The sequence below is a fragment of the Amycolatopsis sp. BJA-103 genome (genome assembly GCF_002849735.1).
Classification (GTDB): domain Bacteria; phylum Actinomycetota; class Actinomycetes; order Mycobacteriales; family Pseudonocardiaceae; genus Amycolatopsis.
Map to the genome: position 1 here is coordinate 3,220,087 of NZ_CP017780.1, position 13,472 is coordinate 3,233,558.

17 protein-coding genes are annotated in these 13,472 nt (G+C 68.5%); 9 read left to right on the forward strand and 8 right to left on the reverse strand.

Translation table 11 applies throughout. The annotated features are described in order from the left end of the window. The first annotated feature begins 81 nt into the window (after positions 1–81). Positions 82–489: a nuclear transport factor 2 family protein gene (locus BKN51_RS13920; RefSeq protein ID WP_101608048.1), complete on the forward strand. Its 408-nt coding sequence runs from the start codon at positions 82–84 to the stop codon at positions 487–489. A gap of 5 nt (positions 490–494) precedes the next feature. Here BKN51_RS13920 and BKN51_RS13925 read toward each other — a convergent pair whose 3' ends face one another. Then, the gene (locus tag BKN51_RS13925; RefSeq protein WP_101608049.1) at positions 495–860 is read right to left on the reverse strand and encodes an RNA-binding S4 domain-containing protein; all 366 of its coding nucleotides are present in this window, start codon (positions 858–860) and stop codon (positions 495–497) included. 219 nt (positions 861–1,079) lie between these two features. On the opposite strand from BKN51_RS13925, the gene BKN51_RS13930 reads away from it, so the two are divergent. Next, positions 1,080–2,645, forward strand: a complete 1,566-nt coding sequence (locus BKN51_RS13930) for a GMC oxidoreductase (RefSeq protein WP_101608050.1) — start codon at positions 1,080–1,082, stop codon at positions 2,643–2,645. Between the two features lie 231 nt (positions 2,646–2,876). Here the strand turns inward: BKN51_RS13930 and BKN51_RS13940 are convergent, their stop codons facing one another. Together BKN51_RS13940 and BKN51_RS13945 are read right to left on the reverse strand one after the other, a co-directional pair. Beyond that, a complete protein-coding gene (locus BKN51_RS13940; protein WP_101608051.1) occupies positions 2,877–3,356 on the reverse strand; it encodes a carboxymuconolactone decarboxylase family protein in 480 nt (159 codons plus the stop codon). Next, entirely contained in the window at positions 3,353–4,432 is a 1,080-nt protein-coding gene (locus BKN51_RS13945) for an NAD(P)H-dependent amine dehydrogenase family protein (RefSeq protein ID WP_101608052.1), read from the reverse strand. Before BKN51_RS13945 ends, BKN51_RS13940 begins: the two co-directional genes overlap by 4 nt. A 381-nt stretch (positions 4,433–4,813) precedes the next feature. On the opposite strand from BKN51_RS13945, the gene BKN51_RS13950 reads away from it, so the two are divergent. Continuing rightward, complete coding sequence (locus BKN51_RS13950) at positions 4,814–5,959, forward strand: Cmx/CmrA family chloramphenicol efflux MFS transporter (RefSeq protein WP_101608053.1); 1,146 nt, start codon at positions 4,814–4,816, stop codon at positions 5,957–5,959. Here the strand turns inward: BKN51_RS13950 and BKN51_RS13955 are convergent. Then, positions 5,910–6,527: a GNAT family N-acetyltransferase gene (locus tag BKN51_RS13955; protein WP_101608054.1), complete on the reverse strand. Its 618-nt coding sequence runs from the start codon at positions 6,525–6,527 to the stop codon at positions 5,910–5,912. The genes BKN51_RS13950 and BKN51_RS13955 overlap by 50 nt on opposite strands. Positions 6,528–6,579: 52 nt before the next feature. Between BKN51_RS13955 and BKN51_RS13960 the strand changes: the two genes are divergently transcribed. From BKN51_RS13960 to BKN51_RS13970, 3 genes are all read left to right on the forward strand, one after another. Beyond that, positions 6,580–7,179, forward strand: coding sequence for a formylglycine-generating enzyme family protein (locus tag BKN51_RS13960; protein ID WP_101608055.1), 600 nt, complete (start codon positions 6,580–6,582; stop codon positions 7,177–7,179). 81 nt (positions 7,180–7,260) lie between these two features. Beyond that, a complete protein-coding gene (locus BKN51_RS13965; RefSeq protein ID WP_101608056.1) occupies positions 7,261–7,524 on the forward strand; it encodes an amphi-Trp domain-containing protein in 264 nt (87 codons plus the stop codon). Positions 7,525–7,605: 81 nt separating this feature from the next. Continuing rightward, the gene (locus BKN51_RS13970; RefSeq protein ID WP_101608057.1) at positions 7,606–8,091 is read left to right on the forward strand and encodes a hypothetical protein; all 486 of its coding nucleotides are present in this window, start codon (positions 7,606–7,608) and stop codon (positions 8,089–8,091) included. A 93-nt stretch (positions 8,092–8,184) separates the two neighbouring features. On the opposite strand, the gene BKN51_RS13975 is transcribed toward BKN51_RS13970, so the two are convergent. Beyond that, positions 8,185–8,910, reverse strand: a complete 726-nt coding sequence (locus BKN51_RS13975) for an SDR family oxidoreductase (RefSeq protein WP_101608058.1) — start codon at positions 8,908–8,910, stop codon at positions 8,185–8,187. Positions 8,911–9,002: 92 nt separating this feature from the next. On the opposite strand from BKN51_RS13975, the gene BKN51_RS13980 reads away from it, so the two are divergent. Beyond that, a complete protein-coding gene (locus BKN51_RS13980) occupies positions 9,003–9,677 on the forward strand; it encodes a TetR/AcrR family transcriptional regulator (RefSeq protein WP_101608059.1) in 675 nt (224 codons plus the stop codon). A 1-nt stretch (position 9,678) separates the two neighbouring features. On the opposite strand, the gene BKN51_RS13985 is transcribed toward BKN51_RS13980, so the two are convergent. Beyond that, complete coding sequence (locus BKN51_RS13985; protein ID WP_101608060.1) at positions 9,679–10,536, reverse strand: fructosamine kinase family protein; 858 nt, start codon at positions 10,534–10,536, stop codon at positions 9,679–9,681. A 97-nt stretch (positions 10,537–10,633) separates the two neighbouring features. Between BKN51_RS13985 and BKN51_RS13990 the strand changes: the two genes are divergently transcribed. Continuing rightward, positions 10,634–11,323: a hypothetical protein gene (locus BKN51_RS13990; RefSeq protein ID WP_101608061.1), complete on the forward strand. Its 690-nt coding sequence runs from the start codon at positions 10,634–10,636 to the stop codon at positions 11,321–11,323. Here BKN51_RS13990 and BKN51_RS13995 read toward each other — a convergent pair. Beyond that, positions 11,294–12,115 carry a helix-turn-helix domain-containing protein gene (locus tag BKN51_RS13995; protein WP_101608062.1) on the reverse strand — a complete coding sequence of 274 codons (822 nt, stop codon included), beginning with the start codon at positions 12,113–12,115 and terminating at the stop codon, positions 11,294–11,296. The genes BKN51_RS13990 and BKN51_RS13995 overlap by 30 nt on opposite strands. 57 nt (positions 12,116–12,172) lie before the next feature. Between BKN51_RS13995 and BKN51_RS14000 the strand changes: the two genes are divergently transcribed. Then, entirely contained in the window at positions 12,173–13,057 is an 885-nt protein-coding gene (locus BKN51_RS14000) for an alpha/beta fold hydrolase (protein WP_101608063.1), read from the forward strand. Here the strand turns inward: BKN51_RS14000 and BKN51_RS14005 are convergent. Further along, entirely contained in the window at positions 13,033–13,410 is a 378-nt protein-coding gene (locus tag BKN51_RS14005; RefSeq protein WP_101608064.1) for a hypothetical protein, read from the reverse strand. The genes BKN51_RS14000 and BKN51_RS14005 overlap by 25 nt on opposite strands. Positions 13,411–13,472 lie beyond the last annotated feature (62 nt).

Here is a 13,472-nt window from a genome sequence, read left to right on the forward strand (position 1 = left end):
AACAACATCCATGTATGTGAACACGATGAGTTTCCGGGCCTCGCGGGGTTATCAAGTCGAACCCCATCAGAGGAGCACTTCATGAGTACCGACGAAAGCCGGATCCGCACCCTCATCGAGGACTGGGCCAAGGCCGTGCACGCCGGCGATCTCGACGCCGTTCTCGCCGGGCACACCGGCGACATCGTGATGTTCGACGTCCCGCCGCCCTACGAAGGCGTTCTCGGCATCGACGCCTACCGCGAAACCTGGCCGTCCTTCTTCATCTGGCAGGCGACGGGCGCGTCGTTCGAGATCGTCTCGCTCGACGTCACCGCGGGCGAGGAGGTCGCGTTCGCGCACGCCCTGCTGCGCTGCGGCACGGCCGAGGATTTCGAGCGGAACCCGGCGAACCGGCTGCGGCTGACCTTCGGGCTGCGCAAGGAGTCCGGCCGCTGGCTCGTCGCGCACGAGCACCATTCGTTCCCGGCCGAGGCCGGTTCGGACTGAACCGCTCAGTTCTCACCGGTACGGAAACGGTCGAGCACCCGGCGTTCCCGTTTGGTCGGGCGTCCCGCGCCCCGCTCCCGCCGCGCGACCGGCACGGCGGACTCGGGCGGCGGCGCGGGCGTCCGGTCGATGAAACAGGTCGCGGCGTCGGCTGCACCGACCCGTTTCTGGATCACCCGCGTCACTTCCAAGATCCGCGTGGTGTCGTTGACCCGGGCGCGCACCTCGTCGCCCGCCACGACCGTCGTCGCGGGTTTGGCGGGTTTGCCGTTGACGCGGACATGGCCGCCGCGGCACGCGGCGGCGGCATCGGGGCGCGTCTTGGTCAGCCGGACGGCCCACAGCCAGCGATCAACTCGAGTGGACTCCACAGCAGTACATAGTGGCCCATCGACCGGCGCGATGCCCGCCTGCCCGGCCCAAGCGAGTCGAAAGAACTTTCACTTTCGTTGCCTCCCGGCAGTCCCACAGGTATAACTTGTTCTAAATCCCTCAACGGTGAGGACGATCACGTGAGCGACGAAACCATGCGGAGCAGCGCTTCCGGGCAGTTATCCCGCCGCGTCTTTATTACTGGAACGGGTTCTATCTTGGGGGCAACAGCCCTGGGTGGGACCGCCTTCGCCTCCGCTGAGAACAGGCCGTCGGCGAAGAGTTCGATCGCGGACGCCGCGCGAATCCCGGCGCTCGTCGTCGGTTCCGGATACGGCGGCTGCGTCGCCGCGCTCCGGCTCGCCGAAGCGGGCGTCGACGTCCACCTGGTCGAGCTCGGCAAGGCGTGGGACACCCCGGGCACGGACGGCAAGATCTTCGCCAACACCACCACCCCGGACTACCGGTCCTTCTGGCTGCGGACGCGGACCAAGCAGCCGCTGAGCAACTTCCTCGGCTTCCCGCTGGACAAGGACGTCCCGCGCCACACCGGTATCCTCGACGCCGAAGAGTTCAGCGGCATCACCGTCTACCAGGGCCGCGGTGTCGGCGGCGGTTCACTGGTCAACGGCGGGATGGCCGTCACGCCGAAGCGCGAGAACTTCGCTTCGGTCCTGCCGACGGTCAACGCCGACGAGATGTACGGCGTCTATTACCCGCGTGCCAACACGGGGCTCGGCGTCGCCACCATCGACCAGAACTGGTTCGAAACCGCCGAGTGCTACCAGTACGCGCGGGTCGGCCGGAAACACGCGCAGCGATCGGGTTTCCCGTTCCTGTTCGTTCCGGACGTGTACGACTGGGACTACATGAAGAAGGAGCAGGCGGGCACGGTGCCGAGGTCCGCGCTGGCCGGGGAGATCCTCTACGGCAACAACGCGGGCAAGAAGTCGTTGCAGCAGACCTATCTCCCGCGGATCAAGGCGACAGGACGGGTGACGATCTCGTCGCTGCACCGCGTCACGTCGGTCACGCCGTCGTCCGGCGGCGGGTACACCGTCGTGATGGAGCAGCTCGACACGGCAGGCACGGTGACCGCGACGAAATCCGTGACCGCGGACAAGGTGTTCTTCGCCGCGGGCAGTGTCGGCACGAGCAAGCTGCTGGTCAAGCTCAAGGCCACCGGCGCACTGCCCAACCTCAGCACCGAGGTCGGCAAGGGCTGGGGCGACAACGGGAACGTCATGTGCGGCCGGGCGAACCACATGTGGGACGCCACGGGCGCGCTGCAGTCGTCCATCCCCACCGCGGGCATCGACAACTGGGCCGCGGGCGGCGCGTTCGCCGAGGTCGCGCCGCTGCCGACCGGAATCGAGACCTACGCCTCGTTCTACCTGTCCATCACCAAGAACCCCAACCGGGCGGCGTTCTCGTGGAACGCGAGTACGAACAAGGTCGACCTCGACTGGCAGACAGCCTGGAAACAGCCGTCGATCAACATGGCGAAGACCATCTTCGACAAGATCAATTCCAAGGAGGGGACGATCTACCGGACCGACCTCTTCGGGCTGTACAAGATCTGGGGCGACCATCTCACCTACCACCCGCTCGGCGGCGCGGTACTGGGCAAGGCGACCGACAATTACGGCAGGCTCAACGGCTATCCGGGGCTTTACGTGATCGACGGCGCGCTGATTCCGGGTAATACCTCGGTGAACCCGTTCGTCACCATCACCGCGCTGGCGGAGAGGAACATCGAAAAGATCCTCGCCACCGATCTCTGACGCCGTCCGGGGCGGCGGGTGCCTCGTGCGCGGCGCCCGCCGCCCCGTTTTCGGTGCCGAGGTGAACGTGCTCATCGCGATCCGGACCCCGGAGTCGTTCGGCGCCGTGCTGGAGAAGGCGCTACGCGACATTCCCCTGGGCCAAGGGTTTCCGTGGTTCGGCACTCAGCTGACCGCGAGGCGAGGATGCTCAGCAGTGGCTGGAAATCGCTCGCGTTTTCCTCTGAGCTCTCAAATCTTCGGCAGAACGCAAACGGTGTCGATTCCCAGCACATGGTTCAGCCGTCCGAAGGCGAGCCAGGCACCGATGCTCATGCTCAATTCGACGATTTCCGCCTGACTGTAGTGCTCGCCCATCCGCTTCCAGAATTCGTCGTCGATTCCGTGGTGATCGAGCGCGTAGCGTTCGGCGTACTCGGCGGCCAGCCGGGTACGTTCGTCGAACGCCTCGGTGGTGCGCCACTCGGTCACCGCGTCGGCGAACTCCTCTTCGACCTTCACTCCGTCGCGTTCGGTCCGCCAGTCCAGGCAGAAGACACAGCCGTTGATCTGCGCGGTCCGCAGTCGCGCCGCCTCGAACTCGCGGAGCCCCAGCGTGGTGTGCGAGTAGACCGCGAGTGAGAAGTTCGACGCCGCGACACCGATGCCGGGCACCATCTCGCCCCACACGTAGCCGATCGGGTCCTTGCCCTCGGGAATGTCGATGTTCATCGCGCGCTCCTTCCAAGCTTGCCGATGGCCGGTCGCAACGGGACGTCGAGTGCGTCGTAGAGACCCGGTTTGGCGTCCACGAGCCAGTCGATGGCGCCGACCAGCCTGCCGACCGCGGTCGCGTTGCCGCCGGCGGACCGGTTCTCACCCTCGTCCGTGGCCTCCACCGAGACCTCGATCCTGGGACGGCCTTCGATGATCACCCGGTGCGCCCCGTCGCCGCTGGGCGGCTTCGGCCAGTCCGGCGCGCACGACGCGTGGATGCGGGTGACGTGCTCGATGACGATGCGGGGCTCGCCGTCCACGATCCCCTGCACTTCAAACCGGACGGCGCCCTGCGTACCCGCCTCGAACTCGCCCATCGCCCGCGTGGTCACGGTTTCCTCGAGCGGACGGCGGTCGAGCGTCTCGCGGATCTCGTCCAGGTCGACACCGAGGCCGCGGGCGATCAGCCGCACCTGCCCGCCCCACACCATGGTGGGAACCGACGGGGCCAGCATCGGCGGCTGGTAGTCCATCGGCTGCCCCATGCCGACCAGGTAGCGGACGGAATCCGGCTGGTCGTAGGTGGAGTAGTCGAAGATCTCCTGACAGCGGACCGCCTCCACGGTGGTGCCGAGCCCGCTGATCAGCAACGGCAGGATGTCGTTGCCCCAGCCCGGATCGACGCCCGAGACGAACAGTGAGCCGCCGCCCTCGGCGATCGCCGTGAGCACCGGTTCCCGCAGTTCCTCCGGCGCGTTGCGCTGGTCGTACAGCGGGTAGAGCGCGGGTGTCACGACCACCGCCCCCGCCCGGATCGCACGGACGATGTCGGCCAGCGCGTCGGCGGGCCGGATGTCGCCGGACGCCGCGTACACCACCGCCCGCGGGCCCGCCGCCAGCACGGCTTCGACGTCATCGGTAGCCGCCACACCGAATTCGCCGTCGACACCGGCGAGCGCGGCCGCGTCGCAGCCGACCTTCGCGGGGTCGTGCACGAGCACACCGGCGAGTTCCAGCGCCGGATGCGCGTCCACGGCGCGGATGGAGGCACGGCCGATGTTGCCTGTACCCCAGACGACCGTTGGAATCATGGAGTCGAGGTTAACCGAATCCCGGATCGGTTCCCAGTACCGAAACAATCACGAAAACCGCAGGTCAGAACGCATTACTCGGCTTTATTCAAGGGGGCAACGAAAGCGTTCCGGTACGCGGAACGAACACCGTTTTCTTCGCTGACCGGCAATACCCGTTAGGCCGTTCGCCACCGCCTGTGTAATGTGCGCACTCGTGACGAGCCCCGAGTCGGACAGAATCCCGCCGCCGGTCATCCGGCGGCGAGTCGTCGTGTCCGGCGGTTAGACGCCGCCCCCCTCGCTTCCCGGTGACCGGAGCGCTCTTCCGTGCGCCCGGTCGGTTTTCCTCCTGTCCCGCGCACGGCTCCTCCTGTTCACTTTCTGCTTGGGAGTCGTCCGTTGCCCCTGTTCGTCTATGTCCTCGGCCTTGCCGTCTTCGCGCAAGGCACCTCCGAATTCATGGCTTCCGGTCTCGTGCCGGGAATCGCCGGTGACCTGTCCGTCCCGGTGGGCGCCGCCGCCGCGCTGACTTCGGCGTACGCGGTCGGAATGATCGTCGGAGCCCCCGCGATGGCCGTGCTCAGCGCGCGCTGGCCGCGCCGCCGGGCACTGGCCGGGTTTCTGACCGCCTTCGTCGTGGTGCACGTCATCGGCGCGGTGACGACGAGTTTTCCGGTGCTGTTCGGCACCCGGATCGTCGCGGCGGTCGCCAACGCCGGGTTCCTCGCCGTCGCCATGCCCGTCGCGGTCGCCTTGGCACCGGCGGGAAAGCAGGCGCGGGCGACCGCGGTCCTGCTGGCGGGGATCACGCTGTCGTGTGTCGCCGGTGTGCCTGCCGGAGCCGTCCTGGGTGATCTCGCGGGCTGGCGCTCCGCGTTCTGGGCGGTCGCCGCGCTGTGCCTGCCCGCCTTGGTCCTGGTGTTCCGTTCGACACCCACCGAGGCGGTGGACAGGCCCGAAGTCTCGATCAGGCGCGAAGCACGCGATCTGAAAGCGCCTCCGGTGCGGCAGGCGATGATCCTCGCGGCCCTGGTCAACGGCGCGACCTTCGCGACGTTCGCGTTCCTCGCGGTCATCGCGACGGATGTCGCCCACCTCCCCGCCGGGGCGATTTCCGCGCTGCTGGCGGCCTTCGGCGTCGGCGCGTTCCTCGGGGTCACCGTGGCGGGCCGCAAAGGCGACGGTGAACTCCGGCGCGGCCTGATCCTCGCTTTGTGCGCCCTGCCGGTGGGCTGGGCGGTGCTGGCGGCGACGGGAGCGCACCCGATCGCCCTGTTCACCGTGACGACCGTCCAAGGTGGACTGTCGTTCGGCTGCGGGTCGGCGCTGGTGGCGCGCGTCATGCACGTGGCGACCGGGGCACCGACGCTGGGCGGTTCGTTCGCGACGGTCGCGCTCAACGCGGGCGCGTTCCTGGGACCGGTGCTCGCCGGTTTCGTCACGGAAGCGACGGACGACTATCGCCACGCCCTCTGGATCAGCGCGGCGATCGCCGTCATACCGCTGCTGCTGATCCGGCGGGCACAGGTGCCGAGTCGCCCCTGAGCCGCGCGTGGAGGTGGACGTCGTGCCACCCGTCCGCGTGCAACATCGAAGAGCGCAGGGTGCCTTCGAGGCCGTATCCAGCCTTGTCAGCGACGCGGCAGGAAGCGTTGTTCGCGGTGGAATGCAGGAGGGACAACCGGTTCAGCCGGATGGTGCCGAACGCCCACCGCGTCAACGCCGCCACCGCGCCGCCCGCGATCCCGGTGCCGCGTGCGGAAGGGAGAACCCAATAGGACAACTGCGCCGACGCCTCGAAGAGTGAGACGGTGCGGAGGCCGACCTGCCCGACCGGCCGGTCTTCACGGGCGTCGACCACCGCCCAGCTCGCGTCCGTCTCGTCCGTCCAGCGCTGCTCCCACCCCGCGATCCAGGCGTGTGCTTCGGCCTCGCCGTCGACGCGGCGGACGTGCCAACGCTGGATGGCGGGACAGGCGAAAGCGGCTTCGACGCTCTCCGCGTCTTCAGCGCACCAGGGTCGCAACACCAGCCTGTCGTCGACGACCAGGCACGGCTGCTTGGCGGCCCGGAACGTACCGGCAGGCAGGACGGGCTCGATCAGCAGAGGCACCCGCTCATCATGGCGCACCGGCGCCGCCACTCTGGGTACCATCGGCCGGACCATGGAGATGATCACCGTGCCGGCGGGCGAGGCAACGCTTTCCGACCGGCGGACGCAGCGGAGCTGGACCGTCGCCGTCGCGTCCTTCCTGCTCGCGCCGGTTCCGGTCACCCGTGAGGCCGGCAGGCTTCCCCTCGTCGAGGTTTCGTGGCCGGACGCCCTCCGGTTCTGCAACGCACTGTCCGAACGCGAAGGGCTGACCCCGGCCTACCGGCTGGACCCCGAAGTGTCGTGGGACCGGTCGGCGAACGGCTACCGCCTCCCGTCCGAAGCGGAATGGGAGCACGCCTGCCGCGCCGGTACGACCGGTCCCCGATACGGACCGCTCGACGAGATCGCCTGGTACCGCGAGAACTCGGCGGAGTCGGTGCACGAAGTCGGCGGGAAGACTCCCAACGCGTGGGGCCTGCACGACATGCTGGGCAATGTCTGGGAATGGTGCTGGGACATCTACGACGCCGACGTCTACGGCGAGTACCGGGTCCTGCGAGGCGGCGGCTGGTTCGACGAACACTGGAGCTGCCGGGCCGGGGTACGGCGCCGCAGCCACCCCACGTTCCGCGTCGACGACGTCGGTTTCCGCCTCGCCCGGACACCGTGACCCCGGCTGCGGCGCGCGATGATCACACGATTGAATGACGCCACGGACACCCGGCCAGGGTGTCGGACCCTGGAGGAAACCGTGACCGGATCCGCTCCCCGAGACGTCGAACGCGTCTACTCCACCGCCGATGTCGTCGCCAAGCTGCGCCGCCTCGCCGACGCGCTCGAGTCCGAGACCTCGTTCCGCATCCAGATCGCCGGGGAACGGTTCCGCGTCCCCGCCCGCGCGCAGTTCTCGATCGAGCACGAACGCGGTGACGGTGAAGAAGAGGTCGAGTTCCAGCTGAAGTGGAAGATCGAGGAGTCCGACTCCGACGACGACGCCGAAGGCACCGTCGTCTGATTTTCCGTCCACAAAGGACTTCAAGGGGTGGGCTCGCTAATTCCGTGGCGGGCCCGCCCTGCTGTTCCCTACTGTTCCCCCGTGACCAAGAACTACGACCGCCGCGCGTTCGCTCTCGCCTACCTCCAGGCTCAGCCGGACTACGCGGACCGGTTCATCGATGACAAGGCCGAATCCGACGCCCTGCACACTCACCGGAAGCAGGTGCTAAAGGGGCTGGAGTCGCTCTTCGGTCTCGAACTGACCTTCGAGGGTGTCTCCGACAGGACCGATGGTTCGGTCCTGTTCATGATGTTCACCAGCGCGGCCCGGAACCATCTGGCGATCCAGCCATCGGGCATTCTCGAAGGCGGCTTGCTCGTCAAGGTATTGGAGCGGGCAGGCCAGGACGAGCCGGTGCTCAAGTCGATGGGACGAAGCCTCGACCTGCGAAACCAACTGCTGGAGTCGTACGTCGACACGATGGAACCGCTGGTCGGCATCCTTCTCGGGGAGCGGGCGGACGCGGTGTTCACGTCGGCGGATCTTCGCGGGCTCGGGGTCGACGATACGGAGCCGCGGGCCTAGTGAGTGACGAGGACGGCGACCACGTTCCCAATGTCGCATTTGAGTCGCTGAGCGTCTCAGATGCGACATTGGGAACACCAGCCGTAGGGAGCCTCACACGATGCCGCCGTTGGCGCGGAGGACCTGACCGTTGACCCAGCGGGCCGGACCGGCGAGGAACGAGACGACTTCGGCGATGTCGGACGGGGTGCCGAGGCGTTCGAGTGGCGGCTGCGCGGCCATGCTCGCGATGGTTTCCTCGTCCTTGCCGTCGAGGAACAGCGCCGTGGCCGTCGGGCCGGGGGCGACCGCGTTCACGGTGATGTCGCGGCCGCGCAGTTCGCGGGCGAGGACCAGGGTGATCGCCTCCACCGCGCCCTTGGTGGCGGCGTAGGCGGCGTACCCCGGCAGGGCGAGGCCGAGCACGGACGTGGAGAAGTTGATGATCGCGCCGCCGTCACGGACGCGGCGGGCGGCCTGCTGATCGACCACGAAGGTGCCGCGGATGTTGGTGCGGTGCAACCGGTCCAGCCGGTCGAGATCCAGTTCGGCCACCGGTGCGAGATACATGGTCCCGGCCGCGTGGACCACGACGTCGATCCCGCCGAAGGTCTTCTCCGCGGTGTCGAACACGGCCGCGACGGCGTGCTCGTCGGCGACGTCGGCCTGCGCCGCGATCGCCTGACCGCCCTTGGCACCGATCGCGTCGACCGCGGCCTGCGCCTCGTCCTTGTTGCCGCCGTAAACGACGACGACCGCGAATCCGTCGGTGGCCAGTCGCTCGGCGGATTCCCTGCCGATTCCCCGCGACCCGCCGGTGACGATCGCTACGCGTGTCATGAGGTGCTCCCATCAGGTGTTTCCGTTGATAACGATCTCAACGTATCACCGATATCGACCCAGCGCTACCCGGCAGGTGTTATCGTTGATACATGAGCTTGACGACGAAAGACCGGTTGGTCCGGGCGGCGGCGGAGCTTCTGCTGGAGGGCGGCCGCGAAGCGTTGTCGACGCGCGCGGTCAGCGCGGCCGCCGGAGTGCAGGCGCCGACCCTTTACCGGACCTTCGGCGACAAGGAGGGCCTTCTCGACGCTGTCGCCACGTATGGCTTCCAGAGCTATCTATGCGAGAAGCACGGCCTCGGCGAGACCGACGACCCGGTGCTCGACCTTCGGCGCGGCTGGGACCTGCACGTCGAATTCGGCCTGTCCCAGCCAGCCTTCTACATGCTCATGTACGGCGAGCCCCGCGTCCGCGAAGCGCGTCAAGAGGCGGACGCGATGCTCCGCCTGATCGTCGAACGCATCGCCGAGGCGGGCAGGCTGCGCGTACCCGTCGAACAAGCCGCGCAACTGGTCCACGCGACCGGGATGGGCGTGATCCTCTCGCTCCTCGCGAGCCCGCCGGAGCAGCGCGATCCGGGCCTGATCACCGCCGCGCGCGAACACGTCATCGCGACCATCACCACTGACACCACCGACGAGGCTTCGGACATCCCGAGCCGCGCGATCGCGCTCAAGGCCGCGCTGGAAAAAGAACCTGGGGACGCGCTGACCCCGGCCGAGCACGCGATGCTCGCCGAATGGCTCGACCGCATCGCGCGGTGAACTACCGGCCCGCCGCCCTCGCCGCAGCGACCGCCTGCCCGGCGTAGGACCGTCCGAAGAGGACGGTGTGCACGAGCAGCGGGAACAGCTGGTGCGCCCCGATCCGGTCGGTCCAGCCATCGGCGAGCGGGTTGACCTCCTGGTAGGCGGCCAGTACGCGGTCGAGCAGCGGGCAGCCGAACAACTGCAGCATGGCGAGATCGGTCTCGCGATGGCCGCCGTGCGCGGCGGGGTCGATGATCGAGGCTTCGACGGCACCCCACAGCACGTTGCCGTTCCACAGATCACCGTGCAGCCGGGCGGGAGGTTCCGCCGGTCCGGCCACCTCCGGAAGGCGCGCACAGGCCTGCTCGATGACAACGGCCTCGGCAGCGTCCAGCGTGCCCTCGTCGACAGCGCGGCGGACATACGGCAGCACCCGATGCTCGGCGTACCACTCCGGCCAGTCCTCCCCCTGCGCGTTCTCCATCGGGGCCAAGCCGATCCACGCGTCGACAGGCCCCTCCGGCGGCGCCGCGCCGAACGCGGGCGCACCGGCCGCGTGCAACGCCGCCAGTCCCCGCCCCAGCCGCTCCGCCGCGTGGTGCGTCGGGCGGCCGCCACCGACCAGTTCGGTCACCAGCCATTCGCCGTCGAACCCGCGGATCTCGGGCACCCGGACGGCACCTGCTTCACCCAGCCATCTCAGCCCCGCCGCCTCCGCGGAAGTCGCGTTCCGCGCGTGGCCCCGTTTGACGACCACGGTGTCACCGCTGTCCAGCACCACTTCGGTGACGGCGCCCGAGAGACCCCTCTGCTCGACAACGGCTCGTCCAGTGATCCTCGTGGCCGCCTCGGCAGGCGACGAAACCTGGGTCATACCCGCAACCTACCTCCGCCGATCGAGTGAACGCTCGTTGTCTAGAGTGATCGCCGGGGGAAATCCACGCGCTTTCACTTTCGAGGGGGGATCGGTCGTGCCCACACGTCCGAGAGTTCGTCACGCCGTCGTCGCCGCGGTGCTCGGCGCCGCGCTGGTCGGCTGCACGCCGCCGGCGAACACCGGCCAGGCCAGGACCGCCGCCACGACGTCCGGGGAGACGTCCGCCAGTGCCCCGCCGACGACGACGGAGAAGCCGTACCTGACCACCACGCCCACGCTGGAGGTCACCGGCGACGCGGTCAAACCGGGCACGAAGCTGAAGTTCGGCGAGCAGGCGATCATCCCGATCTACAGTGACTACGCGAAGGGCTTCGTCGGGCTGACGGTCACCGTCGAATCGGTGAAGGCGTCCGACGCGGACATCAACGCCCTGCCGCTCAAGGACGAGGACAAGGCCAAACTCCGCGGCAAGCACTTCTTCTTCGTCCGCGAGAAGCTGACGAACGTCGACGGCACGAACCTGGCCAGGGTGGCCGCGCCGATCCTGAGCGCGAGGACCAAGAGCGGCGGCTGGCCGGGCTCTCTGCTGGGGGTGGGGGCTTCCGAAGTCACCGGCTGCAAGGGCGGCAGCATCGCGCCGCACGACTTCTCGGTCAAGGGAGCGGTCTTCGAGGCCTGCCGTCTGCACTTCGGCGTCCCGTCGGACCCGATCGCCTCGCTCGCGTACACGTCCAAGCCTTACGAGACCGCCGATTCACGCGCCGTGACCTGGCGGAACAAATAACCCGGCCGGTTTGCCGACCTCGGTCGGGCTGCAGCCGGTCAGGGCCCTGAACTCCCGGACGAGATGCGCCTGATCGCTGTAGCCGCCCAAGTGCGCGACCTCCGCCCATCCGAGGGACGACGCCCGGTTCAGCAGCGCCATCACGCGGTTGAGCCGGGTGATCCGCCCGATGGTCTTGGGGTTCAACCCGATCTGTGCACGGAACCGGGCATTGAGGTGCTGCCGGCTCCAGCCGATCGCGTCCGCGAGGGCGTCGACGCGGACCGGTGCGGCCGAAAGCCGGTCCCAGGCGTACCGAACAGGTGCGGAGAGTTCCGGACCGCGTGCGAGTTTCTCCATCAGGTACTCGTCGAGCAACCGGAACCGCTCCGGCCAGTCCTCCGCCTCCGCGAGCCGCTCGGTCAGGAGCCCGGACGCCATCAGATCGGACGCCGCGATCACCGAATTCGTCAGCTCCCGCAGCGGAATCCCGAACAATCCGTACGCGCCGAGCGGGGTCAGGGCGACGGCGATACCTTGCGAAGCACCGGTCTGCTCCGCGAGGAGCGGCCGATCTCGCAACCCCAGTAAGGGCGATTCCGGCATCGCACGTTCCGGCGCTTCGAGGTCGATCACCCAGATGAGCACCGAGAGCGGAGTGACCCGCCAGGAGTTCGGCCCCGCGTCGGGAAGGTCGTGCGCGACGTAACTCGAGACATGGGCGGCGAGGCTGGGATGCGGCAGCCGGAGCACCCGCTCTCCCGGCGCGCGGACGATGTCCCGCCGCGGAACCACGAGACTCCACCCGCCCATGCCGCCATCTTACTTTCGTTCAAGACCGGAAACGTGGCTCTGCCTAGCGTTCCTCGCATGACGAAAATCGGGAAATTCAGAGATCCGGCGGCGGAACGGCGCTACTTCGCCGCCTACGACCGCGCCATGGCCGAGTGCCCTGAGCCGAGCGCCATGTTCGACGTCGAGACGCGCCATGGCACCACCCGGGTCTACCGCTACGGCGGCGAAGACCCGCCGATCGCCCTGTTGCCCGGGCTCATGGCGACCTCGGCCTGTTACGCGGCCTTGATCCCCGCCTTGGCCGAACGGCACGCGGTCTACGCGATCGACACCCTCGGCGAGGCGGGCCGGAGCGTGCAAACCGCTCCGTTCAAGGACATCCGTGACCGGGCGAGCGCGCTCGACGACGTCTTCGAGCGCCTCGGGCTGACCTCGGTGCACCTCGTGGGTGGTTCGACCGGCGGCTGGCACGCGGTCAACCAGGCGATCCACGCTCCCGGCAGGCTCGCGTCCCTCGGCTTGCTGGACGCGACCACCGTCTCGGCGCCGTTCGTCCGGAAGGTGTTCTGGTACGGCATGCCCGCGGCCGTACTCGACAGTGAACGCCTGTGGCGGCGGTTCCTGACGTGGTCCGCGGGAGAGGACATCTTCGACCAGCCCGCCGCCCGGCTGGTGCTCGCCGGGATCCGGTCGTACCGCGCACGGGTGCCGTTCCAGGTTTGCCCGGACGAGCAGGACTTGAGGCCCATCCAGGTACCCACGCTCGCCCTGTTCGGCGGGCGTAGCGCCGTGCACGATCCGGCCGCCGCCGCGGCACGACTCGAAAGCCTGCTCCCCCGGGCCGACGTCGAAATCCTGCCCGGCGCCGGGCACTACCTCTACCTCCGGCCGGAGGATCGCGACCTGGTCATCGAGCGAGTCCTCGAGTGGGTCGCTCAGGCGGCCTTGGCGCCGGAGTGACCGCGTGCCGCCTCCAGGCTGGCCCGGCACGCGGCGATCAGCCGGGCCGAAGCGGCGCTTTCGCCGTGGCCGCACCGAGGGCAGGACATCTTGACGTCGCCGGACAGCTCGTCGACGGAGACGATCAGCGCGGTCGCGCACGAGCGGCACCAGCGGTGCCGGGTGATCGGATTGACGTGCATCGGGGAGGCGACGCACTCGTGGATCCAGCGGCCGTGCACGTGGCAGGTCAGCCTGTCGTCCGGGGACAGGCGGCCGAGGTCTTCCGCGTCGTCCTCCAGCGCCAGCAGAACCGGCAGGGTACGGCGCACCGGGTTCAGCCGCGTGGTCGAGGCCAGTGTCGTGGTGGTCATCGCTTTCTCCTTCCGGCTCCTTTATCAGGACGTCGAACGGAGAACGCCAGATACGACACGGC

Excerpts from the sequence above, each read along its gene's own strand:
- BKN51_RS13920 (WP_101608048.1), top strand. The coding sequence starts at position 82 with ATGAGTACCGACGAAAGCCGGATCCGCACCCTCATCGAGGACTGGGCC.
- BKN51_RS13940 (WP_101608051.1), bottom strand. The coding sequence starts at position 3,356 with ATGAACATCGACATTCCCGAGGGCAAGGACCCGATCGGCTACGTGTGG.
- BKN51_RS13945 (WP_101608052.1), bottom strand. The coding sequence starts at position 4,432 with ATGATTCCAACGGTCGTCTGGGGTACAGGCAACATCGGCCGTGCCTCC.
- BKN51_RS13960 (WP_101608055.1), top strand. The coding sequence starts at position 6,580 with ATGGAGATGATCACCGTGCCGGCGGGCGAGGCAACGCTTTCCGACCGG.
- BKN51_RS13975 (WP_101608058.1), bottom strand. The coding sequence starts at position 8,910 with ATGACACGCGTAGCGATCGTCACCGGCGGGTCGCGGGGAATCGGCAGG.
- BKN51_RS13980 (WP_101608059.1), top strand. The coding sequence starts at position 9,003 with ATGAGCTTGACGACGAAAGACCGGTTGGTCCGGGCGGCGGCGGAGCTT.
- BKN51_RS13985 (WP_101608060.1), bottom strand. The coding sequence starts at position 10,536 with ATGACCCAGGTTTCGTCGCCTGCCGAGGCGGCCACGAGGATCACTGGA.
- BKN51_RS13995 (WP_101608062.1), bottom strand. The coding sequence starts at position 12,115 with ATGGGCGGGTGGAGTCTCGTGGTTCCGCGGCGGGACATCGTCCGCGCG.
- BKN51_RS14000 (WP_101608063.1), top strand. The coding sequence starts at position 12,173 with ATGACGAAAATCGGGAAATTCAGAGATCCGGCGGCGGAACGGCGCTAC.
- BKN51_RS14005 (WP_101608064.1), bottom strand. The coding sequence starts at position 13,410 with ATGACCACCACGACACTGGCCTCGACCACGCGGCTGAACCCGGTGCGC.